The following is a 24403-nucleotide window of genomic DNA, read 5'->3' on the forward strand; positions in this document are numbered from 1 at the left end:
GAAGCCGCCTTTATTTTATATAATCGATAAACTATCAGCAGGGTATAGCCCTTCTCTCTAAATCTTCATCCTCTCCCCCACAATCCTTCTCAACTGCGAACGATCCGAGCAGCGGATAATCATACAACAGCCCTTCATAAATGATTTCGAACATCGGGTGAATAAGAAAATCATTCGGGGTTACCAAAGCTGAAGGTTTGTCCCATAGGTTCACATCTATCCTTCTTAATACTTCTGCAACAAACTGTGAACAAAAATAAGCGTTTTGAGGTGCAAAGCTGATTTTCATCGTGAGAAAAAGCAGCCCCAAGAGGTTATATTTATAACACTCTTTATTTCTTTTGTAATGTTGGAGTAATTGTTTAAGTTCTGCCCGCTGCTTCCCGGATACATTTAGTCTGAGCACCACGCATCGAGTTGCCGGAAAATGACGGTATACCCCTTCATAAACATCTTCCTGCACGAACCCTGCGAACCAAGGGTTGGTCGCACATTTGCGTCCAAAGCTGTAAACCTCCTTCAGACCGTTGTCCAGAGCCAGCGAAGCATGATTATACGGCGCCAGGGTGTACCGCTTTATCAATCTCGTGAATCTAGTTCCCGTATCCGTTAACAGAACATAAATATTATTTTGATGAGTCATTTTCAAATCCTCCAACTTGTTTAAATGCTATATCATTCATTGTATTCAGAATCCATCACTTCCAAAACCGTCCTTAGAAGAGTATGAGAGCTAGACTAAAGTCTGATTTCTTGATCTTTCCGAAGTCTGCATCTTCGAAAAATGAAAAACCCAGCCTAAGGCTCGCCTTAAACTGGGTCAAACTTTGTAAAGCATCTATCATCTATAGCGAATTAATCACTTCAGAAATCCCCTGCTTTTTCACACGCTTCAAAGGACTGATGACAGATAGAAGCGTTACAAGCAAAATGAGGACAACAATCAAAATAATCTGTTCGAACGGAAACTCCCATATAATATAGTACGTTGACAACAATTGCGTAATCAGTAAGTACTGCAGCACCAGACCAAGCGTAATGCCGATGAGGCATCCGGTCAGGCTATAGGTGCTTGCCTCGATTAGCACCATCCTGTTCAGCTGCCTGCTTTCCATGCCGACAGCCCGCATCACGCCAAGATACTTGGTCTTTGAGACAACACTGGTGCTCATCGTATTTATAATATTCAATATGCTGATCAAAGCGATGATCGCCACAAATCCATATACGAAAACCGCCATGGTGAAAAAGGTTTGGTCGAGCTCGGCATTTTGCTGCCGCTGATCAAGGAAGGTGATATGATCCGGGTTAATCATACCTTTCATTTCATTGACAGCCTGCTCCTGATTGCCGCCCGCCAATTGGATGTCGATCGATTTATAATGGGTTGGGCCAACCAATTCGGTGAACAGCTGCTCTGTCGTAATGAAAGTAGTCAAACTTGGCTTCGGGTTGCTGAATGGCACGTCGCGCAGCATACCCATTACCGTTAACGTTCGCGGTCCTTCCGCTGTTGAAACATGTATCTTGTCACCGACTTGCAATTGAGCCGTTTTCGTCTGCTTGCCTTTAACATAGTGCATGGCGACGGCTATGACTCCATCATTTGTGTTCAATGCATCTTCGGACAGCTCGCCGTCAATCAAATCCTCTTTAGCCCACTTCAGCTGGTGCTCATCGTAAGAGATAAGCCAGGAGCTTTCGGGCGGTACAAACAAACCGTTGTCCTTGACCTCGATTTGATGTTTTTCTTTGTAGCTGTCGTCCAGTCTTGCCGCATCGAAGGCAGCGTCGGCATAGCCGAACATCCTTCCGTACACTTTGTCGACTCCGTTCACGTCTGCCAGTTCTGAATACAGTTCCTGGTCCATCCCCTGCTCTTCCGATATAAGGGAAATGTCCGGCGTGTACGGCTTTGTTGTTTTCAAGCCAGTGTGCATGACATCAATAAATACCTGGAAGCCCAAAAATAGAATGATGCTTACGGCAATCGAGGCTGCCATCAACATAAGTGTTTTCTTTTTCAATAGCGCGTTATTGATGCCCATAGCATATTCTGCACGAAACAGTTTGGTGAGCAGACCGAGCTTTTTGCGTTTGCCAAGCTTCAATTCATTGCTGCCCGTAACCGCATTTACGGGCGACACCTTCGCCGCTTTGCGCGCCGGTATAAAAGAAGCGATATACACCGTCAGGAAACCGACGACGATCCCCGCGCCTATTCCGATCCAGCTAAACGAGAATAGGGGTAAATGTCCAAACAGCTTTTCATTAGAAAACTTCACCATAGCAGAACTAACAAATGTAATTAAAATGCCTGCCAGCACTCCGATAGGAATGGCTCGCAGCGTAATCGCCAGCCCCTCGCGTCTGACCAGCTTTTTGACCTGTGCCTGCGAAGCGCCAATGCATCGTAAGAGCCCGAACCGCTTGACCCTTTCCATAACCGAAATATTGAACGTGTTGTAAATCATAATTACGCCCGCAACGAGTACGATGCCAAACAGTATGGCCCCCGTGGCATATGTTCCCTGGGCTTGGCTGCTGATGCCCTGCCCGATCACAGCAAGCAGGCGGGTATTGAGGCTGATTCTGTCGTCGGCGATGTTCAAATCGCTCACAATGTCCTGTTTGGCTTTATTGATATTAACCCGATCTTTAAACTGCACAACGAAGGCATAGTAGGATGAATCATTCTTCTCCGCCAACGCACGGTCGATGGACATCATCACCACCGGGGAACCTTTTGCCTTTCCATGGCTTAAATCATTAGCAAGGCCACTAACTACCCATTCTTGCTCAGCACCACCCGGAAGGGAGAGCTTGACCGTATCATTCACTTTTGCGTTCAGATAGATATCTTCTGCCGCCCATTGCTCAAGTATAATCTCATTGGGTTCCTGCGGAAACCTGCCCTCAACCACTTGAACATTTATATCGTCCGCAAACTCTTCGTCAATAGCTCCAAATTCATATACGATACCGTTCTTCGTCGTTCCCTTCCCCAGATCGATCCATCTTCCGAAATTTTGAACATCAATGCGACTGCTGATCGCTTTCATTTCCGTGTCAGTTGGATTTATCAGCATCATATGATAGTTTCCATATTCATCGATAACCTTAATCTTCTCGGATTTCATGAAAATGTCCAGCATTGAGAAAATACCGGTCACAAGCGCAACTGAGATGGCGACGCTTGCAATAACCAATCTTGTTTTCTTCTTATTTGTCGTCAAATACTTGGAGACCAGCGCTAAATAGCTCTTCATTGCGCCGTTCCTCCCAATTCCATAACAACGCCGTCCTCCACATTCAGCACCCTGTCCGCAACAGAAGCAAAGTTAGGATTATGTGTAATCATAATAAGCGTCTGATTGTACCGTTCAACAGACAGCTTCAGCAAATCGATAACATCTCTGCTGTTTTTAGTGTCCAGGTTGCCTGTTGGCTCATCCGCTAAAATAAGAGCTGGTTTAGTAGCAAGAGCCCGTCCAATCGCTACGCGCTGCTGTTGTCCTCCTGACAGCTGATTAGGCAAATAATGCTTTCGCTCCCGAAGTCCCAATATATCCAGCAGCTCGTTCATATAAACCCGGTCAGGCTTTTTATAGTCAAGCAGTAGCGGAAGCATCATATTTTCCTCTACATTCAATTCGGGAACAAGATTAAACGCCTGAAACACAAACCCGATATTGCGCCTGCGAAATACGGAAAGCTCTTTCTCTCTCATCGTAACAATATCCCGGCCATCGATATACACCTTTCCCGATGTGGGATGATCCAAAGCACCGAGCAGATTGAGCAAAGTGCTCTTCCCCGAGCCTGATGGCCCAACAATCGATATGAATTCACCTTTGGAAACCGTGAAGGAAGCATTCTTGACCGCTTCAACCTTCGTTTCTGCCTCTCCATAAATTTTTGTTAGATTGATTGCTTTTAATATATCCATCTTTCCACCCCGGTTTCATTATTCTAAAGGTTCGTGTAAGTACAAACCAAGAATAACTCCCAGACCTTACTCTGTTATGTATTCCAACTTACAACTTTGTAAGACAAGGAAAATTCACATGAAAAACGGCACCCTTCCCGTGCAAGCTTTCGACAGCAATGAAGCCTCCATGCAATTCAACAACCGTTTTGGCCAGACTTAATCCGATCCCAGTACCTTGTTTGTTCTGAGAAAATCGGCTGCGATAAAAAGGCTTGAAAATATAATGAAGATCGGCTGGGTGAATCCCCTCCCCGTCATCGCGAACCGATATTTTCACAATCAATGGCGTTCTTTCAAGATGAACCTGGATCGTACTCCCTGCCGAAGTATGCTCTATCGCGTTTTTGATCAAATTGCTGACAGCCTCAAGCAGCCATTCTTTGTCGCACGGATAGGATATTGTTTCATCCGCAGTGATTTCAATAGCTTTCCGTTCATGAGTTACTCTTGTTTCAAAGCTTTCAACGGCCTGCTTAACCACATCATTCAAGATGCAGTTCATTTTGTGCAGCTGAATAATGCCGGCATCCAATTTTGCCAGCTTTAACAGATTGGTGATCAAGGTTTGCATTCGTTCAAGCTCGCGCTCGCTTTTTCTTAGAAAGTTCGCAATCACTTCATTATCTATAGGCTCGTCCTGCATAATCTCGTTATACATGACCATTGCCGACAACGGAGTTTTAAGCTGATGGGACACATTGGTTAACGTTTCCTTGAGAAATAACCGGTTATGCTTCTCCTTTTTAATATGTGTATGAAGGGAAGAGGTCATCGTGTTAATGGAAGAAGCTAATCTCCCCAAACTTCCTTCTTCCTGGTCATCCAATCTGATTTCAATATCTCCGTTCATGATTTGATATACCTTCTGCTGATATTGATCTATTTTGGTGAAATGAGATTTCATAAATTTTATAGTAATCAGGAAGATAAAAACGATGATGACACCCGAAATAATAGAGTGGATCATCGCGTTCTTTTGATACAACGAATTTACAGCAGGCAACATTTGCCTCCGAAGATCGCTCTTGTACCCGGCTGTTTCAAGCAGTTCTTTACCCGCCTCTAGCTCGCTATTCGATTTAGCCGATGTAAATACCGCGGGAAGCTCTTTAGCCAGCTGTGGATAGCTGCCGATCAAATATCCCGCAAGTTCATAATCATGCTCAAGCATCTCTTGTTTCATCCGGACCGAATTCATATAAACGCTGGCTTGCGTCAATAACATAGCAGCCAGCAAGACGAACGACAGGCGAATCAAAAAAACTTTTGCTTCTTTGTTCATGAATAAGCCCATTAGCCTAATTCCTTTATTCTATATTCCATTTATATCCCATCCCTCTGATCGTGATTAAAAAAGATGGCTGCTTCGGATGATCTTCAATCTTGTCGCGCAGTCGGCTGATATAAACGGCAAGCGTATTATCATCAATAAAGCTTTCGCGCCCATCCCACAGCTTTTGCATGATTTGCTCCTTGGATAAGACGATTTTCGGATTTTGCATAAACATACACAGCAGCCTGTATTCGGCTGCTGTTAGCTCCAAATCTATTCCATTTTTCAGCACGCGGCCTTCCAGAAGCTTCACCGTAATCCCGTTGGCACTTAACTCTGCAGCTTGTTCTTTGGCAACACCCGAGCGCCTCCATGCCGCATTCATTCGTGATACAAGCTCATTTAATTTCAAGGGCTTGGTCATATAATCATCCCCGCCCAAATCCAGCCCCATCACCACATTCGCCTCTTCATCGGAAGCCGTGAGGAATATAATCGGAACGTTTGAAGTCTGTCTGACGGCTCTGCACAGTTCAAAACCACTCCCGTCGGGAAGCATTAAATCTAGCAATATCATATGATACTCATCTTGATCAAAGCATTTCTTCGCTTCCTGCAAAGTTCGTGATACCGTTACGTCAAACCCATGCTTGGACAAGGCAAACTTCAATCCTTCAATTAAGCTCAAGTCATCTTCTACCAACAATATTTTTCTCATCTATGCAGCTCCATTCTTCACCAGAAACGTTTATGACTCTGCAGTTTTCGAAAGCCGGATCATAATAAGCAGAACAGTCTTCGCTAGAAGGGCCATAATGGCATACAACATCATGATTCCATAAACCATATATATTACAGCTCCCTTTGTTAAACGAAATCCCTATACATCAATTCTATATGAACTGCATGTTCAGGGCCAAGAAAATTTTGTGATTAAAGTGAATATTAAACATTCGGTGGGGAAGTTCAAAATTCATCGACAAAAGAGATGAAGGCCTGCAAGCTGCGATTCATACATGAATGCGCTGCTCACAAGCCCTCATCTCACTATTACCCGTCACCGAGCACCTCTTGCTCTAATTTGCGTCCGGTCGGTGTTGCCGCCAGCCCGCCTTCCGCTGTTTCGCGTAAAGAACTTGGCATGGCAAGACCAACTTCATACATCGCCTTGATAACTTCATCGCTCGGAATGCGGCTCTTGATGCCGGCTAACGCCATATCAGCGGCGACGATCGCTGTGGCTGTTCCAATACCGTTTCGCTTCACACAAGGAACTTCCACCAGACCGGCCACCGGATCGCATACCAGTCCGAGCATATTTTTCAGCGCGATCGACATCGCTTCCGCCGATTGCCGCGGCGTACCGCCCGCCATTTCTACAATGGCTGCCGCAGCCATCCCCGTGGCGGAACCAACTTCCGCCTGACAGCCGCCCGCAGCACCTGAAATGAAGGCGTTGTTGGCGATAACAAAGCCGAATGCGCCAGCCGTAAACAGAAACTCCAGCATCTGCTCCCGCGTCGGATTCAGCTTCTCCTTTACGGCGAACAACGCTCCAGGTACCACTCCTGCCGAGCCTGCTGTCGGCGTGGCACATATAATGCCCATCGCCGCATTCACCTCGTTCGTGGCGACCGCCTTGCTGACCGCATCGAGTATTAACGGACCCGCCAGAGAATTTCCGCTGGCGATATATTGCTGCAGCAGAACGGCATCGCCTCCGGTTAAGCCCGAGCGGGAAACCACGCCTTTAAGCCCTTTCTCAAGCGCTTGCTCCATAACGGTCAAGTTAGCATCCATCATCTGCATAATTTCAGTTTCCGTTTTTTGCTTCAGTGCCATCTCTCTTTCGATCATTAAACGGGAAATTTTCATTTTCCGCTCTTCCGCAAGCTGAATCAACTCGGCTACACTATGGAACATGTCTTCGCCTCCTCTTGGTTCGTTTGTTGATAATGATTCACTTGCCATATTTCCGTAATATATGGAAGCCCGTATAAGTGACGAATCAGCTCATCGTCGATAGGATCGTCGACCTCTATTGCCATTAAAGCGGATTGCCCTTTGCCTGAGCGTGACACTTCCATATATCCGATATTGATTTGACGTTCCGCCAGCAGCGACGTAACATTCGCTATTGCACCATGCTTATCCTCATGCAGAACGAGCACAGATGGCTTCGTACCGGGCGGCTTTGGTCTGAATTGATTTACTTCGTGAATTTCAATGCTCCCCCCGCCGATCGATACGCCGACAACTTCCAACGCACCTTGCTCGTCGCGCAAGAAGAGGCGTACCGTGTTTGGATGTTTAACATCTTCATCGGATTGCACAAACGTCACCTTCAGTCCCATCTCTTCCGCAATGTTCAGGACGTTCGGAATCCGCTCGTCCGCCGTATCGAAATCAAGGATACCGCTGATGATCGCCAAGTCAGTACCATGTCCCTTATACGTTTTTGCAAATGAACCACACAGAATGACATTAACGGTGTCAGGCAAGCGTCCAAACAGCTGGCGCGCCACGCGCCCGATACGGTTTGCTCCCGCTGTGTGAGAACTGGACGGACCGATCATAATCGGTCCGATGATGTCAAAAACAGATTTAAATTGCACGAGATCGTCCCCCCTTACTTATAATTAAGCAGCGGCTTCGCCGGCAGCAACAGGTGCGGTTCCTCGGATTTCCGCAGCAGTGCGGATTTTATATTTTTTGAAGATGAGCGAGCCGATGAAACCAGCCAGAATGCCACAAAGTGCACATAAGGCGGCGGCGATCGTTACGGTCATAGGGTCATTGAAACCGTACATGACCATAAATCCGGCGATCGGTGTCGCGGTACCGGTAGCGTTATTGGTAAGATTGAATAAGGCAACGACGACTCCGGCCATGGCTCCGCCCAAGAAATTGGTCATATAAACCGGTATCGGGTTAGCGGAAATAATATCCGCTTGTGTCAATGGCTCAATTGCAACAGCAATTGTTGTTCTTCGGTCCCCAAACTTCATCCGGTGGAAGAAAACAAAGTTCATGAACGAGGAGCCGAAAACCGAAAGCGCACCAATGGCCATCGGTAACCCGGTCAACCCCAGCATAGCGGTAAGCGCCATGGAACTGAGCGGTGCTGTCGCAACGACGGTAATGACACCTCCAAGCACGATCCCCATTAAGACAGGACTGTTATTGGCAGCTGTTGTAATGATTCCGCCAATATTCAGCAGTGTCGCATCAACGATCGGTGTTGCTATATTAGCCACAAAGCGGACTAACGGTGCAGCCACAATGATGCAGACGATCAAGTCCAGTCCTTCCGGCACCTTTTTCTCAATCAGCTTGACCAAGAACGAAACAAGGTAGCCGGCGATAAATCCGGGTAGCAAGCCGGTACCTGCACAGGCTACACCAAGCAGCATCGCATAGACTGGAGATACACCCATGGCGAGCGATACTAGCGCGGCGGCGGCCACCCCACCCATACTGCCGGAAGCAAGTCCAACTTCCTTCGCAAGTTCGAAGCCGAACAAGTCACCGCCAACATAACTTTGAAAGGCTTCAACCAAGAAGCTGGCAACAGCCGCATTGGCCAAAGCGCCCATCGCTTTCATACCATTCGGCGCTTTGAAACTGAAGAGAGAAAACAGAGATAAGGTCAATAAGAGCAGTAAAGTGCCAACTAAAATGTCCATTTAGCACTCCTCCTTGTAGAGGTTTTTCAATCGTTAATCGCTTTCATTTGAAATCAAAAAACATTAAACTAATCAAAAATATTTGATTGAGTTAACTCAATTTGATTATATCAAGTAAAATAGCAATATACAATCATTTTTTGAAAGCGATTTCCGTTTTAAATACGTCAAAATTATTGGAATTTAACCGTTTTTGCCCAAAAATAGCTTAGGTATCGCTCGTTTGTACGAATTTACTGTTTGATAATCTACGTTATTAGGACTAAACTATTAGTAATAGTTAATTTAATCAACTTTAGTTGATCGAATCAAATATTATAGATAACATCAATGAATTAATTAAGAGAAAAGGAGGGATTGCGTTGAATACAGCGTTTACGGAACGTGATCGGGCGATATTGCAATCCTATGATTCCATCGTGGAAGGTTTGGCCGATTATTTGGGAGATGCTAGTGAAATTGTGCTCCATAGCCTGGAAGATTATCAGCATTCTGTCATCAAAATTGCGAACGGACATCATACAGGCAGAGAGTTGGGAGCGCCGATTACAAATTTGGCCTTGCAGATGCTGAATGAAATAAAACGTTCCAACTCCAAACAAGCGATTAGTTATTTTACCAAAAGCAAAAATAACCGCCTTATGAAATCAAGCACGATAGCGATACGTGGTGAATCCGGGAAGATTATCGGATTGCTGTGCATTAATATGAATTTGGACGATTCGTTTTCCGGATTTATGAAAACCTTCTTGCCCCAACCGGATCTCGAAGCACGTGAACAGCAGGAGCATTTTGCCTCATCTGTCGAAGATATGATTCTTGAGACCATCGAGCGAACGATCGAAACCGTTGATTCTTCCCCTGATATCTCGTATGCGAATCGAAACAAACATATTATCGGCCTATTGCAAGATCGCGGAGTATTTAACATGAGAGATGCCGTTACCATCGTAGCAAATGCGTTGAAAATAACGAAACATACGGTTTATTTGCATTTGCGCAATCATACTTCTAAATCCGAGAAAAAAGAGGCGCGTTAAAACACCCCCTGTCTTATGCATGGATCAGAACCCGGTATCCAACCGGGTTCTTCCCCTTTTACCACTTCCATGGTCCTTTCACATTTACTGATCCCTTAACGATACCAAAGCACTATTTTCATTGTTTTAATTTACAAATTTAAGTCCTTTATTCATATATCACCAGTTTCGTTTTTTTAGTATACTTATGATATAGAAAGAAATGTAAAAGGAGGGTTTTATTATGAAGTTGAAGTTGGTATTGGGAAAAGCATTGCTGATTGCTGCTGCACTATCTGTCCTGACTGTTGGGACCCCTTATATGGCAGCCGATTCAAGCAAAACAGAATGGAGTTATGAAGGTGCAACTGGACCTGAGCATTGGGGCGATCTGTCACCTGAATATGCGAAGTGCTCCACTGGTCTCAATCAATCACCTGTTCCGCTCATGAATCAAGGCAAGAAGACAGACTCGAAAATGACATTTCATTACGAAGCATTTGTTCCGACAATCGTAAACAACGGGCATACGATCCAGGTCGATGTACCGGAAGGCAACTATGCGCTCATCGATGGAGAGAAGTACAATCTGTTGCAGTTCCATTTCCATACGCCAAGCGAGCATACATATAATGGGAAACTTTTGGAGATGGAGATTCATCTTGTGCATCAAAACGAACAAGGAAATCTAGCAGTCATCGGTATGTTTATAAAAGAAGGCTCGGCCAACAAGAGCCTGGACCTTATTTTTAACAATTTGCCCGCTTCTCAAGAAGAGCCTGTTACAACTGACGAGAAAATCACCCTTAACTCGCTTTTCCATAAGAAAAGCAAATTTATCACATATGACGGATCTTTAACAACGCCGCCTTGTACAGAAGGAGTTACATGGTATGTATTCGATAAGCCCGTAAAGCTTACACGTACACAGATTGATGCATTTAAAGATATATTCCCTAACAATAGCCGGCCGGTTCAGCCTTTAAATGATCGGCTTCTGTACAAAGGGACTCTAAAAACGCATTAAAATACAACCTAGCACTAAAAGGCACATAGAAAAGTCCCGCCCCGGCTAATGGAATGGCTGCCTAAAGGGTGGGACTTTATCTTGCTTTGATTTAAACTATTCCAGGGAAGCCGCCTCAATATGTTGTGAACGCAGCACCAGAATATCTTGCGGCTTTTCAAATTTATATTTTGTAGGTATATTTTCATGATTTTTACAGCCCCATAATGCCAATCCAAAATCAACCCTGGCATCTCTTAAGCCCGTTTCTCTTCAGATACATACGGATGATTGTTTATCACTCTGGATACAGTCGATACAGACAATCCTGAGCGTTTCGCAATTTCGGTAATGTTCGCCATATGTACCTTCACCTTCTTTTTTTACATAATGTAATTTGCGAATTTGGAATATTTCACATCTGAAAGATCCCATTTTTGGCTCCCCTGTGTAGTTCCTTTCAAACTCTGCATAAACTGTATCCGTCCACCTTAAATCCGCATAAATATGTGCGAAATAACCTAGGATAAAATCCTTCCATTCTCTATCCTCATTCAATCTCAAATACTTTAAACACTTGTTTTCCATAACCTCAATCGTCGGAAGCTTGCCTTCCCTTACAAAATGAGTAACACCCTTCTCTTCCCTGGTGACTGAGCCTCTCATATGTATCGCATCCGGCGAAATGCTGCCTAACAACAAATGACTAGAAGGGTTATAACCGGAAAATCTTATGGCAATCGCAGTATGAACCATTGACCAAGGCAACTATACTCTCCCCTTTTTCTACTTGATCACATTCATATCATGAATATATCCAATTATTATCTGATGCGAGACGTTGAATCAACCTTCAAGGCACCCCAACATGAAAAGCTCCGTGAATCAAGATTATTTGTTTTTGACCTCAAGTAAAAGAAACATTATAATATATTTGTAATATTAGATAAAAGGATGATTGTTAACTATGACACATGCGATGAGACTTCGTTTCCGTCACTTTGAACCGATAATTTAATACGTTCAAAGACTCTGTTTAGTATGCAGAGTAACGGGATCAGTCTGTCCTTTTTTAATATTCTTCAATTGGAATACAATAATGTACCCGGAAGAAAGGCAGAGCGGTTGACCTTTCTTTTTTTTGTGTGTAGCTTTCCCCTTACTCTGAATCACGGACAGACCTGTCTGTGATTTTTTATTTTTAACGATGATCGAGAGGTATTTAATCATGATGATGCTGCTTTTCTATTGATACGGGCTTGAAATAAAAGCTCGTATCGATATCACTAGCTATCGGTACGAAATGATTCAAAAATTTCGGGAGGTAGCGAAATGGAACAAATATGTTTTGAGTTGGAAAATGTCGAAGTGACATATCTAGATAAAGAGATTTTAAAAGTTGAACGTTTGGCGGTAAATCAATGGGATCGTATCGGAATCGTCGGAAAAAATGGCTCAGGAAAAAGCACACTGCTTAAATTGCTTGCTGGTAAAATTCAACCGACAAGTGGATTGGTAAAACATTACGTCGAGCACGGTTATTTTGAACAAATAGAGGCACCTGCAGCAGCAGACGCCGATGCGATTTTACTCAGTAAATTGGCTGTCCCACAGCATTCGGAGCAGTTCAGCGGCGGAGAGCAGACAAGGCTGAAGCTTGCACAAATGTTCACCCATTATCACGAAGCGCTTTTAATCGATGAGCCGACAACCCATCTTGATCAAGAAGGGATATCGTTTCTACTTGATGAACTACGGTATTATTACGGTGCGCTTATATTAATCAGTCATGACCGCGCCGTACTGGATGAGCTTGTTACAACGATATGGGAAATACATGAAGGCAAGATAAGTGTTTATTCAGGCAATTACAGCGAATACATGGCACAGAAACAGCTAGAGCGTGAACAGCAGGATATGGCGCATGAGCAATTTAAAAAAGAAAAGAGCCGACTTGAAAAAGCAGCTCAGCAAAAAATGAAGAAAGCTGAGAAAATCGCTCAAGCGGAAGAATCGAAGGCAAAAGCGAATCGAATGTTTGAGACCAAGTCTAAAGCAACAAGCCAAAAAGCAATACATCGTGCAGCAAAAGCGATCGAACAGCGAATGGAAAAACTTCAGGAAGTTGAAGCCGTGCCCAAAGAAAAGAACATCGTGTTCCGCCAGTCGAAAGCATTGGAACTGCATAATAAATTTCCGATCATGGCTGACCGGATGACTCTTCAAGTTGAAAACAAGATATTGCTGGATGAAGTAAGCTTCCAGATACCGTTAGGTAAAAACATTGCAATCACAGGCCCCAATGGCAGCGGTAAAAGCACACTACTACACCATATCATGAATGGTGGTTCAGGTTTGATTATTTCACCGAAAGCAAAGATGGGCTATTTCCAACAAATGAGCTATCAATTTCCAAGCGATGAAACGGTATTTCAGTTTTTGAAAAGCCGATCGGAATATGACGACGGCTTCTTGCGAAGCGTACTGCATTCGATGCTGTTTGAAGGTACTGATCTCATGAAAAACGTGAAGTCGTTAAGTGGCGGAGAAGTGATTCGCCTACAGCTTTGTCAACTGTTTTTGGGACAGTATAACATTTTACTACTGGACGAACCGACCAATTTTCTCGATATCCAAGCTATTGAGGCATTAGAGCGGTTTATCGTTGCTTATGAAGGAACGATCATTTTTGTATCCCACGACCAGGCTTTCATTAACCATACAGCAGATGTGAAGTATCACATTGTTGATAATAAACTGAATTTAGAGTGACTTCGAACATGCTATAACAAACAAATGGGGTGTCTTTAGGTCGCAAACCTCAAAGACACCCCAGTATCATATAGAGCAATTTTTTAGTTCATTTTCAAGTACGTTGCTCTTTGAAACCGGCTTTCCGGAATTGTTGTGCATCGATTGGGAACTGTGCGGCAGATACAAATCGAACAGGAACGAAAGCGCGACCGTTCACAATGCGCATGCTGGTATCCATCACCACTTGTTTCGAACCAACCATAGCGATATTAGATCCAGATTTCAAAACTTCTCCGCAATCATTCGGACAGGCACTTGGGTAAATCCTTTACTGTCGATAAATGGTTGTTCATCTGGAAAAGAAACCGTGGTAACTTTCATTTTACAGGAAAATACGGTTTTTTTTGCACATTTTTAACACTCAACAAAAACGGGGCGTTCAGAAGTCAGCTTTCACTGACTTTCTGGACAACCCCTTCTTTACATCCATTACATTTTGGCAAACCCGTATTCAAGAGCAGGGTTTTCCTGTACAATCTTACCCAGCTCTAATTTGATAATGTTATCTGCTGTGCCGAAATAAGCATCATCATGAGTAATCGCGATGATACACTTTCCATTAGCTTTCATATCAGGCAATAGGCGATTGTAGAAGAAGTGCCGGAATTCAGGATCTTGATCGGCAGCCCATTCGTCAAAAAAACAAATCGGGCGGTTATCCAAATAAACATTCAATAAGGCTAACCTCTTCCTTTGTCCTGTGGATAAATTCGTATTGCTCACGCGGCCATCCTCTGTAATTTCTACTTTATCTTGCAGCTGCATCATCTCCAAATACTTCCGAATCTCAGCTTCCCTGCCATATGTATCGATTCCATACAAATGATCGAAAAGGTAAAAATCCGTAAATATGGCCGAGTAATATTCTCCTAGAACATTAGAGTTTACGGCTTCGCCATTAATCAGGATTTGACCTTCATGAGGTTCGTAAAGTCCGGTAAGCAGCTTACCCAAGGTTGACTTACCGCTGCCATTTCCACCAGTAATAAATGTTGTTTCTCCGGCACGGAAAGTATAACTTAAGGGTCCAACCCCAAATTGAAAACCGTCTTCATAATTATATTGGTAAGAAATGTTTGATAATTGTATTTCTTTCACTTCCCGCTTTATTTGCTCACCACACGGTACATCGACTTTTAAATTTCTCAAACCTTGCAACAATTCATTAATTCTATTCAGACTGATCCGGATCCGGGTAAATTCCGGAACTGCATTCAATAATCCGTTTACCGGGCCGGTCATGTATAGAAAAACGAAAACATAATTACTAATGCTCCCATTATTGAGATCAGGAAACAGCACCGGAAATATAAAGATTGCACATCCTATAACTAAAGTGAACAACAATTCACCGATGACAAAGACGTTAGCGAAGGCAATATCTCCTTGCGATCGTTTCACTCGATAGGAATCGTAAATATCTACGGCCCCTTTTTGAAAATCGCCCCGTTTTTTATGATGAAGACTTAGCTCCTTAAAACCTTCCAGAAGTTGATCAATTATTTTGAAAAATTTGTTCTGGATATCCCGGGTCTGCTCCCAGACCCGATGTGCATGACGAGCAAAAAAGTAATATAAACCCGCGGTCATGATAATAACCGCCAATGAGATCAGCAAGCCATAAAAATTGATGAACCCCAGATATATAAAGCAACAAATCAATGTAACGAAACTCGTTAATCCTCCGATTACAATATTAATAGAACCGCTAATCGTTTCTGTATCATTATTCAAAACCGGGTAGATTTTTTCTTTTCCAAAGTTCTCAATTTTCTGGTAAGTCGAATTCAGAATCGTATGTGTGATTTCTTTCTTTTTAACAAATAAAGTATCATTTGTGAACCGAATTAATCTCGTTCGCAGAAACTTCTGTCCAACCACATACAGTATTAATCCGATAGCAAAATAAACGACGAGACCAAGCGAGAAATAATCTCTGGAAAGGGATATGTTTACGACAAAAATAATGAAAGCATTTCCAAACCCGCTTAATAAACTGATGAGGATCATGGAAAATATTGCATTATCGCCCTTTTTGGGAAATAATAAAGACAAAATGAACATCAACGTATATATCCAAATGGATGCTAAAGCAATGAAAACAGCAATGAGTATCGTAACCGGTCCCCAAACCAAAACAAATGGCCACGACATTCCGTTAAAAAGAACATTCGGCAACAGATACAAGCCAATCGATAAAACAATGGAAAATGAAATAAGGGATACAATTCCAACGAATGTTGATGTGGTGACGCGCTTATAGCTTCGTTGGTGGCGAATCAATTCGAAAATGAGAGATAACACTTGATACGTCAAATATAAGCATAATAATCCTAAGATGAAAATGCTTAAAGATGCAACGAAATCAACTCTTGTATAAAGATCAGAAGCGTTGCTTGTTATCTCCTTCCCCCTTATTAAGTTAAGCATATTTTCCCCTGTATTGCTTATAGCAGCCGAATTTATGTTAGCTAATATGACAACACCGGATTGATCGCCCGGTAATAATCCTACATAGGAAGAAAAGGTTGGATTCTCTCCTGAGTGAGCTAACTCCCCTAGTTCTGCTTGGTAAACATTCCAACCAAAAGCATACGAAGAACCGTTTAAAGCTGGCCCGACAGTGCGATCAGCCTCATGGGATTTTTGAATCAATTCCTTGAATGTTTCTGGTATATCTTCCGCCAGTCCAAGCTGAATCTTAAGCCATCTACCCATATCACGGCCGTTCGAAATAATATATCCTGCCGGAGCATTGCCTCTATATTGCGGAGATGTATATTCTATAGGCTGAAAGAATCCTCTTTTATAGCTCTTCGCAACCTGACTATCGTTCTGTAGGTGGCTGTAGAATTGCGTGTTATGTAATCCAAGCGGTTGAAAAATATGGTCCTTCATGTATGCTTCATACGAGGTTCCCGATACTTCCTCAATAATAAGTCCGAGAATATCATAATTGATTGTACTATATTGGAACTGCTCCCCTGGCTGGTGATCCAATTCAACCCCTACAAAATGACGCACTGTTCGTTCCAACGCATCCGGACTGTTGTCCACTGGTATTTGATCAATCGTATGAAAAGGTATCCCGGTCGTATGATGCAACAACTGTTTGATGGTTAACGATTCTTTTTTTCCTTCATACATAGCATAGAACCAAGGAATGTACTGAGACACTTTAGCATCAAGCTTTAACTTTCCTTCTTGTTCCAGTGCGAGAATAGCTAGCGCTGTAAATGCTTTAGAATTTGAACCTATTTCAAATAATGTGTTTTCGTCAACTTTGGCTTCTTTTGAAAGGTCGGCATAGCCATAGCCTTCTCCAAGTACATCCTGATCTTCGCTAATAACCGCAACATAAGCTCCAGGGATATTGTTTTTTTGCAGACTTTCCTTAGCAAATTCCAATACAGATTCGCTCATAACACTGCCGTTATCTGCGTAAAGGGGAGGTGTATTACCAAAAGTCACGATAAAAACTAAAATCAAAGCTATAGCATGTCTCATAAATCTCTCCCTGTTTTTCATCCAGTGGGACTCTACCTCTGCAACCCTACTGGATTAGGTATAATAAATTTCTCTGCAAAATTGTTTTGGATTATCGACAATGCTGGCTACCAAATTGCAAAAATGTATTGACATTCTTACCACTGAATCTTTATAGAAAATATCACTATTAAATTCAATGCCTCCTCCGATGATCTCATCATCGTAAAGCTCTAACGCTAAATCAAATTCTGATACCTTATTATGGTGATGAAACGGATAAAGTAGTTGCTGCATCATCTGAACTGATGTTAATTCCTTATGGAACACAAACATGACCTGACACAGTGGCGATCTTGGTGTATCCGAAGGAATGTTCAGGGAATCAATCAACTCGCTGAAAGGAATTTTATGAGCGATGACATTATATACATCCGTTGATATCTGTTCTACCAGCTCGGCAAAAGTCATATCATCTGACAGCGTGGTGCGGATAGGCAGGATATCTACAAAACAACCAATCACATGATCAAGTTCCCATTGCACTCTGTTTGAGACAGGCGTAGCAATCAATATATCTTTTTGGTTTGTATATTTATAAAGGAGTATCGCCCAGACAGCCAACAGAAAAGAATACACGGTCACATTCATTTCTGCCGCTCTTGTTCTTACTTTTTCAGACAACAGCTCATCCATCTTGATTGGCGCAAAATCACCATGAAAGCGCCGTTTTGCAGGGTAAGGCTTATCCGTTTGAAGTTGAAGGACATACGGGCTATTTTCTAAATAGCTATTCCAGTATTTTGTTAATTTTTCCTGGTTTTGTATCCAGTTCTGATTTCGGTCCCAGTATGCATAATCTTCATAATCCAACTCCAATGCTGGCAGTGACATATCGTTGCCCGTCTTGAGAGCATTGTATACTTGAATAAATTCTCTTAAAAAGATCTCATAAGACCATCCGTCTGAAATAAGATGGTGCATGAACAAGCTGAGCACAAACTCAAAGTCTTCTATTTGAATTATTTTTATTTTCCATAAAGGCCCATTTGCCAAATCAAAAGGTATTTTGAACTCACTGTCTATGATTTCTTTAGCCTTACTATATTTATCTTCCGATGACAGACCCCGAATATCCGTGTAGTCAAAATGGTAGCCGATGTTCTCTTTTATAAGGTTGTTAACGTACCCATCGCCCCATTCAAAGACAGTACGTAACATAGTATGTCGATCGATCATGATTTCTAAGGTCTTGCGAACTAGATTCTCTTCCAATAATTCATAACAAATAAAGGAGTTACAAATTGTGGTGACATTCGCTTCACTTAAGATTTCTTGAAGCAGCCAAATACTTTCTTGCGCGAATGAGATTTCATTTTTTAAACTCTTCTCCTTTTTTGCAATTCTGTCCTCTGAATTGTTTAATTCCGTTGTTCTTTTCTTTTCTAATAATTGTCTCAATAAGATTTTTCTTTTCACAGGAGATAGTTGTTCCAACCTTACTTTTAGTGTCTCATCGCTCATTTTGTTTCTCCCCCACATTATTTTGTCTGAACAACCCCACAGCTCGAACCGCTCCCGGTAACTCGCTGTGGAGTTATCCATCTAGTTTTGCTTTTTCTGCTTGGGATTAACTATTAAGCAGCTTCTCAATACTTTCCTCATCAAGCTCATCCATTTCTCTCAGCAGACTCTCAAGCTCATCGTCATCATTTTTCTTGAGTATTTCATCTTCAATGTAGCTCGCCATCTCCCGAATACTCATACCCGTAAATAAATCTTTGAGAGCGATATCTAGAGAAAACTTTTGATTGATAGCCATATTAAACTGCATCGCTTGCAATGAATTTCCTCCAAGATCAAATATGCTATTGTCCGAAGTAATTTCAATATTTTTATTCAGCACTTCACGCCAAATCGTAATCACGATTTCTTCTATCTCTGTTAGATCCGTTTCATTTGCAGATGTACTTTGCTGGGGACGTAAAAAGTGTTCAACCATTTTCCTCTTATCCATTTTACCGTTCAGCAAGTAGAGGAACTGTTTGCAAAATACAAATTCAGTCGGAATCATATACCGTGGAAGCTTCTGCATCAATCGATTGCGAATGCGTGAAATAGAGTAGTCATTCGCATCGCCTTTGATAAATGCAAGCAACTGCTGATGGCTGGATGAATGGGTATAACTGCATACGCATACTTCCGTGTCTCCAACAATATCTCGGATGGAAGATTCAACTTCATCAAGCTCTACCCTACAGCCATTGATTTTCACCTGGTGATCATTTCTACCCAAATATTCAAGATAGCCATCCTTGTTAAATCGTACTCTATCACCCGTATTGAATAGAGTCTCGGCTCCTCTGCCTGGAATATCTAAGGATATAAACTTCTTATTTGTCAGTTCTTCATTATATAAGTAGCCCTGGGCAAGCCCGTCCCCTGCAACATATAGGGTCCCCCATACGCCAATAGGAACGAATTGTTGTTTGTCATTAAATACATATATCCGAGTATTGTCTATAGGCTTACCAATAGGAACTCTAGAAGCATTGTTATCCAGATCTGCTGTGTCAAAACAAGTAACATCTGCAGAAACTTCGGAAGAACCATACAAGTTAATCAACTGATGCCCCTTAATCCGGCTTCGGAATTTGTCAATTAGTTCAATAGAGAGCGCTTCACCGCTTGATACCCAAAGCTTTAGTTTGGTAAGCAGTACATTCAACTCCAAATTGGATTGAAGGATAAGACTCAACAGGGAAGGGATTAATGTAATACGTGTCACTTCATACTTGGATAAAAACTTAATGAATTCATTAGGACTGTTCAAAACACGATCAGGTATAATAACCAAAGGCACTCCGTACAAAACCGGACTTAATATCTCACATATCGAATCAACAAAATTGATGGGAGTCTTATGACAGCATACTTCATCTTGTGCAAAAGGATATTTGTCCCACATCCAATTCAGCCTGTTTGCCAATCCTTTCTCTAGTCCAGCTACGCCTTTAGGCTTTTGTTCACTTCCTGAAGTGTAAATAACATAACGAATCCCTGAAAGCCGTTCCGGCTCTGTATATCCGCCTGATATTCGATGCAGATGATCGCCATCAGCACTGTAGCAAGGTAACTGGAGAGCAATAGCCTTATCCCAATAATGGGAATGGGTTAATATAAACGCCATTTTACTATCTTCCACGATCAGTTTTATGCGTTCCGAAGGCAAATTGGAGTCTAAAGGAAGATATACCGCATTGTGTTTTAAAATTGCTAACATGGCAGCTACAGAGTATACCGAGCGTTCCATATACACTCCAACAACATGGCCGTCTTGAATATCATTCTCTTCAAGTATCTTGCATAGCTTGTTAACCATGTCCCCAAGCTGACTGAACGTATACGAATCGTTATTATCAAATACCGCTTTTTTCTCAGGAATTTGCGAAACATTTTTTTCAAACCAGTCAATCAATCGTTCACCAGGATGGGTGTATTGAGAAGATGCATTGAAATCATGAAGTATCCTTTTCTTTTCATCCGGAGAGATGATCTCTAATTCACCTATGCTGCGGTTTGAGTCGCTCACAATTTCATCCAAAATATGCAAATAATTATTAGCCATATTCCTCATAAATTCATCGCTGAACAAATGGGTACTATACTCGAACTGAAACGAGAGAATTTTTTCTCGCTTAACAACTTCCAACGTAATATCAAATTTGGATACTTTCGAATCAAATTCAACAAAACTAATCTCCATATCCTGCAAATCAATTTTACGCTGGCTATAATCCAGGAAATTGAACATGGTATCAAAGATCGGATTTCTGCTGTAATCACGGACAATGTCCAAATTATTCATTAATTCTTCGAAGGGGTAGTCCTGATTTTTGTATGCAAGCAAACAATTTTCTTTTACTTCCTGTAAGAACTCCTCTATGTTTTTGCTTGCTGCAGGGTAATTTCTAAGAAGAATCGTATTCACGAACATCCCCATCATATTTTTGAATTCCGCTCTTTTTCTCCCCTGAACCGGAGAGCCAATAATGATGTCCTCCTGATCGGTATATCGATGCAATAAAATATTGTACGCCGAGATAAGGACCATAAACACAGACATTTTGAGGTTCCCGGCCAATTCCTGAATCTTCTGCGTTAATGCTTCACTTGCATGGACAGTTAAAGCAGTTCCGGTAAAATCCTGAATCGGAGGACGTGCTTTCTCCGTAGGCAAATCCAAAACAGGGAGTTCACCTTTCAATTGCTCAAGCCAAAAAGCTTGCTGCTCTTTAATCTCCTCGGTTTGAAAGTAATTCAACTGCCATGCATTGAAATCTTTATACTGCAACGGTAAATCCGCAACAGGTCGATCATGATACAGCTGTATAAATTCATTGGTGAAAATTTCAAGAGAAGTAGCGTCAGCAATGATATGATGAAAATCAAGCAGAAGCATAAATTCATTGTCTTTCCGACTAGCCACTGCGGCTCTCATTAAGGGAGCTTTGCCTAAGTCAAACGGCATAATAAAATCATCTAATAATGCTTGTAGATCATCGCCGCACACTCTCTCCTGAACCTGAAAATCTAAATGCTCGTCTACATGATAGTAAAGAATCTCATCCCGGGTGAAAAAGGAAGTGCGGAGAGCTTCATGCCGATTGATTAATTGATTCAGGACATGATTGCATTTTTTTATATCAAATTTCCCGTTGATCCGTATAGCGCTCGATAAATTATAGCTGGTATTGTCTTTATTATATTTACTTAAGATAAACATTCTTTTTTGTACGGATGATGCAAGATAGTTGCCGTGCGAATCCACAGGAACTTTTTGGATACGAGTTCTTTCTTTGCTGCTATGATTAATCTTAGCGTTGACAACCGTTAAAAACTCTTCAAGCGTAGGATTTTGCAATAAGTCGGTAACATCAACTCTGCAATCGATGGTCTGCTTTAACATATCAATGATTTTCATAGCACGGAGGGAATCCCCTCCAATCAAATAAAAATTATCTTTCTTATGAATCTTAGGGCACTTTAACACGCGGGACCAAATTGCCGTCAATAAAGACTCTGTATCCATATTGCGATACATCGCCAAATCATCGAGACTATTCTCATCTTCCGTGTTCTCAACTTCCAACTTCTCAGTGCCTATAAAATTCTCCGCGGATACTTCTGAGTAATCCATCCAATAAGAACGGCGATTTAACGGATAGAGAGGCAATCTCATCTTTTGATGTTTTTCAGAATCATATATCGTATTCCAGTCCACATTTGCGCCCTGGATATAATGCTTGGCAATGTCTTGGAGCTCATTCATATTCATGTTCTCAATATATTTGTCAGAGGTAATATAATCAGATGAGAGCACGGAAGGTTGAGATTCCACATTCATATATATGCCATCATCCATAATCTGTTTATCAGCGCTTAACATATTATTTTCCAATATTTTTCGAACGCATTGCTCTAATTGGGATGCTTCCGTAGCCAATATGGCAATTCGATAATTGTAATGGCCCCGAGTCGAACAGGATGAATAGCATAAGTCTGCGATATCTGCATGTTGGTTGCCAAGTACATCTTGATAAGCCATTAATAATTGTTCCAAAGATGTAATTGATTTAGCAGAAGCGGTAAAAATATAGGGAGGTTTAGGAGCTCTGGCTGGGCTGTCTTTTGCTTTTCTATGAACCGGTGGTTCTTGCAAAATAACATGACAATTGGTGCCGCTAAAGCCAAAGGAATTTATTCCACATATTCTGGACTTTCCATCCTCTATCTCCCAATCCGTTGTTCTGTCATTGACATAGAGAGCAGTCCGCTCAAAACTGATATATGGATTTACCTCATTAAAATTAATATTAGCCGGGATTTTTTTATGATGTAACGAGAGTACCGCCTTCATGATCGAAGCCATGCCGGAAGCGCCAACCGTATGCCCAATATTGGTCTTTACGGTCCCCAGGGCACAGAACTGTTTTCTTGGTGTAAAATAGTTGAAGGCTGCATCAATTGCACTCACTTCAATGGGATCTCCCAACAAGGTTCCGGTTCCGTGTGCTTCCACATAACCGATATCCTCCATCGAAATGCCAGCATTTTCATAGGTCTGAATAATCACTTTCTCTTGTGCTTGTGAATTAGGAGAGGATATGCGGTTGACTTTGCCATCATTGTTTACCTCTGTTCCCTTGATAACCCCCCAGATCATATCCTTATCTTTAACTGCCTCTTCATATGATTTAAGAATAAGAACACCAATGCCCTCGCTCAATAATGTTCCGCTTGCCTGCTTATCAAAGGTACGAACTACCTGGTCCTGTGTCAAAATATTATTCATCGGATTATGCTTCATTTTAACAATGTTATCTTTCAAGTTGATTCCACCGACAATAGCCATGGAACTTTTCCCGCTCTGAATCAATAGACACGCTTGATTTAATGCAACCAAGCTTGAAGAGCAAGCCGTATCTATAACCATACTAGGACCAGTCAAGTCCAATGTATGTGCAATACGACTGGCCAAGATAGATTCATACGTTCCTGTTAGCAATAAAGGGGAAGGTTCTGCCGCAGTCCGGGAATAGCTGGATTCACAAGCCATATCTCTTCCGATAATCACACTCGTATTGGTTTTTGATATGGCTTCCCCCCCATACCCGGCATCCTCTAATGCTAGATAAGCCACCTCTAAAAGTTGTCTTTGCCAAGGGTCCATATATGTCGCTTCTGAATCATGTATCCCAAAAAAGTTAGCATCAAAAAGATCAATATCGTTCAGGTATCCTCCGACTTCAAAATGAGTGTCATTAAGTTGATTTGTTCCCAGGATTTTTTTGTAAAGTTCAATGTAGGGACTGCGTCGTTGCTGCGAAGGCAAATCAATACAGTTTTTTTGTTCAAGCAAATTATTCCAAAACTCTTCCAGATCTCTCGCTTGAGGAAAACGTCCTGCCATTCCAATGATTGCAACATCTGCATTTTTTGAATTTACTTTACTGTAATGATTTAATTCGATGAGCAGCTGCTTCGCCAGGTCCGGCGAAAGCTTCTTTTCGGATATTTGAGAAAAAAGATATTGCTTCAGTAAATCCATTGCCTGATCATCCTCCC

Annotated in this window: 15 protein-coding genes and 1 pseudogene; 3 read left to right on the top strand and 13 right to left on the bottom strand. The window is 42.1% G+C overall.

The window, feature by feature from the left end; genetic code table 11:
• Positions 1-34 precede the first annotated feature (34 nt).
• The 8 genes from C8268_RS11905 to C8268_RS11940 form a co-directional block, all read right to left on the bottom strand.
• A complete protein-coding gene (locus C8268_RS11905; RefSeq protein WP_234032777.1) occupies positions 35-643 on the bottom strand; it encodes a hypothetical protein in 609 nt (202 codons plus the stop codon).
• A 202-nt stretch (positions 644-845) separates the two neighbouring features.
• Positions 846-3269: an ABC transporter permease gene (locus C8268_RS11910; protein WP_106767857.1), complete on the bottom strand. Its 2424-nt coding sequence runs from the start codon at positions 3267-3269 to the stop codon at positions 846-848.
• Positions 3266-3949, bottom strand: coding sequence for an ABC transporter ATP-binding protein (locus C8268_RS11915; RefSeq protein ID WP_106767858.1), 684 nt, complete (start codon positions 3947-3949; stop codon positions 3266-3268). The genes C8268_RS11910 and C8268_RS11915 overlap by 4 nt, the downstream gene beginning before the upstream one ends.
• Before the next feature lie 88 nt (positions 3950-4037).
• Positions 4038-5273: a HAMP domain-containing sensor histidine kinase gene (locus tag C8268_RS11920; RefSeq protein ID WP_158702729.1), complete on the bottom strand. Its 1236-nt coding sequence runs from the start codon at positions 5271-5273 to the stop codon at positions 4038-4040.
• Positions 5274-5298: 25 nt separating this feature from the next.
• Positions 5299-5982: a response regulator transcription factor gene (locus C8268_RS11925; RefSeq protein WP_106767860.1), complete on the bottom strand. Its 684-nt coding sequence runs from the start codon at positions 5980-5982 to the stop codon at positions 5299-5301.
• A gap of 332 nt (positions 5983-6314) precedes the next feature.
• Complete coding sequence (gene sdaAA, locus C8268_RS11930) at positions 6315-7187, bottom strand: L-serine ammonia-lyase, iron-sulfur-dependent, subunit alpha (RefSeq protein ID WP_106767861.1); 873 nt, start codon at positions 7185-7187, stop codon at positions 6315-6317.
• Positions 7172-7879: an L-serine ammonia-lyase, iron-sulfur-dependent subunit beta gene (gene sdaAB / locus C8268_RS11935; RefSeq protein WP_106767862.1), complete on the bottom strand. Its 708-nt coding sequence runs from the start codon at positions 7877-7879 to the stop codon at positions 7172-7174. Before sdaAB ends, sdaAA begins: the two co-directional genes overlap by 16 nt.
• Before the next feature lie 24 nt (positions 7880-7903).
• The gene (locus C8268_RS11940) at positions 7904-8950 is read right to left on the bottom strand and encodes a PTS sugar transporter subunit IIC (RefSeq protein WP_106767863.1); all 1047 of its coding nucleotides are present in this window, start codon (positions 8948-8950) and stop codon (positions 7904-7906) included.
• 362 nt (positions 8951-9312) lie between these two features.
• On the opposite strand from C8268_RS11940, the gene C8268_RS11945 reads away from it, so the two are divergent.
• Positions 9313-9990, top strand: coding sequence for a helix-turn-helix transcriptional regulator (locus C8268_RS11945; protein WP_106767864.1), 678 nt, complete (start codon positions 9313-9315; stop codon positions 9988-9990).
• A gap of 223 nt (positions 9991-10213) precedes the next feature.
• Positions 10214-10996, top strand: a complete 783-nt coding sequence (locus C8268_RS11950; RefSeq protein ID WP_106767865.1) for a carbonic anhydrase — start codon at positions 10214-10216, stop codon at positions 10994-10996.
• Positions 10997-11235: 239 nt separating this feature from the next.
• Here the strand turns inward: C8268_RS11950 and C8268_RS11955 are convergent.
• A pseudogene (locus tag C8268_RS11955) lies at positions 11236-11337 on the bottom strand (LacI family DNA-binding transcriptional regulator); the annotation flags it as partial.
• A 970-nt stretch (positions 11338-12307) separates the two neighbouring features.
• Between C8268_RS11955 and C8268_RS11965 the strand changes: the two are divergent.
• Positions 12308-13747 (top strand): Msr family ABC-F type ribosomal protection protein, encoded by a 1440-nt coding sequence (locus tag C8268_RS11965; protein ID WP_106767867.1) that lies wholly within the window; start codon positions 12308-12310, stop codon positions 13745-13747.
• Positions 13748-13841: 94 nt separating this feature from the next.
• Here C8268_RS11965 and C8268_RS23540 read toward each other — a convergent pair whose 3' ends face one another.
• The 4 genes from C8268_RS23540 to C8268_RS11985 form a co-directional block, all read right to left on the bottom strand.
• Positions 13842-14015: a stalk domain-containing protein gene (locus C8268_RS23540; RefSeq protein WP_106767868.1), complete on the bottom strand. Its 174-nt coding sequence runs from the start codon at positions 14013-14015 to the stop codon at positions 13842-13844.
• A gap of 203 nt (positions 14016-14218) precedes the next feature.
• Positions 14219-17296 (bottom strand): cyclic peptide export ABC transporter, encoded by a 3078-nt coding sequence (locus C8268_RS11975; RefSeq protein ID WP_158702730.1) that lies wholly within the window; start codon positions 17294-17296, stop codon positions 14219-14221.
• 54 nt (positions 17297-17350) lie between these two features.
• On the bottom strand, positions 17351-18799 hold the full coding sequence (locus C8268_RS11980; RefSeq protein ID WP_158702731.1) for a condensation domain-containing protein: 1449 nt from the start codon (positions 18797-18799) through the stop codon (positions 17351-17353).
• A 106-nt stretch (positions 18800-18905) separates the two neighbouring features.
• Positions 18906-24386 carry a non-ribosomal peptide synthetase gene (locus tag C8268_RS11985; protein WP_106767871.1) on the bottom strand — a complete coding sequence of 1827 codons (5481 nt, stop codon included), beginning with the start codon at positions 24384-24386 and terminating at the stop codon, positions 18906-18908.
• Positions 24387-24403 lie beyond the last annotated feature (17 nt).

Origin of the sequence: Paenibacillus faecalis (assembly GCF_900289175.1) — a bacterium.
Classification (GTDB): Bacteria; Bacillota; Bacilli; order Paenibacillales; family Paenibacillaceae; genus Paenibacillus_AQ; species Paenibacillus_AQ faecalis.

Coding starts and splice junctions, on each gene's coding strand:
- C8268_RS11925 (WP_106767860.1), bottom strand. CDS start 5,982: ATGAGAAAAATATTGTTGGTAGAAGATGACTTGAGCTTAATTGAAGGA.
- sdaAA (WP_106767861.1), bottom strand. CDS start 7,187: ATGTTCCATAGTGTAGCCGAGTTGATTCAGCTTGCGGAAGAGCGGAAA.
- C8268_RS11975 (WP_158702730.1), bottom strand. CDS start 17,296: ATGAGACATGCTATAGCTTTGATTTTAGTTTTTATCGTGACTTTTGGT.
- C8268_RS11950 (WP_106767865.1), top strand. CDS start 10,214: ATGAAGTTGAAGTTGGTATTGGGAAAAGCATTGCTGATTGCTGCTGCA.
- C8268_RS11905 (WP_234032777.1), bottom strand. CDS start 643: ATGACTCATCAAAATAATATTTATGTTCTGTTAACGGATACGGGAACT.
- C8268_RS11965 (WP_106767867.1), top strand. CDS start 12,308: ATGGAACAAATATGTTTTGAGTTGGAAAATGTCGAAGTGACATATCTA.
- C8268_RS11915 (WP_106767858.1), bottom strand. CDS start 3,949: ATGGATATATTAAAAGCAATCAATCTAACAAAAATTTATGGAGAGGCA.
- C8268_RS11980 (WP_158702731.1), bottom strand. CDS start 18,799: ATGAGCGATGAGACACTAAAAGTAAGGTTGGAACAACTATCTCCTGTG.
- C8268_RS11985 (WP_106767871.1), bottom strand. CDS start 24,386: ATGGATTTACTGAAGCAATATCTTTTTTCTCAAATATCCGAAAAGAAG.
- C8268_RS11910 (WP_106767857.1), bottom strand. CDS start 3,269: ATGAAGAGCTATTTAGCGCTGGTCTCCAAGTATTTGACGACAAATAAG.
- C8268_RS11920 (WP_158702729.1), bottom strand. CDS start 5,273: ATGAACAAAGAAGCAAAAGTTTTTTTGATTCGCCTGTCGTTCGTCTTG.
- C8268_RS11940 (WP_106767863.1), bottom strand. CDS start 8,950: ATGGACATTTTAGTTGGCACTTTACTGCTCTTATTGACCTTATCTCTG.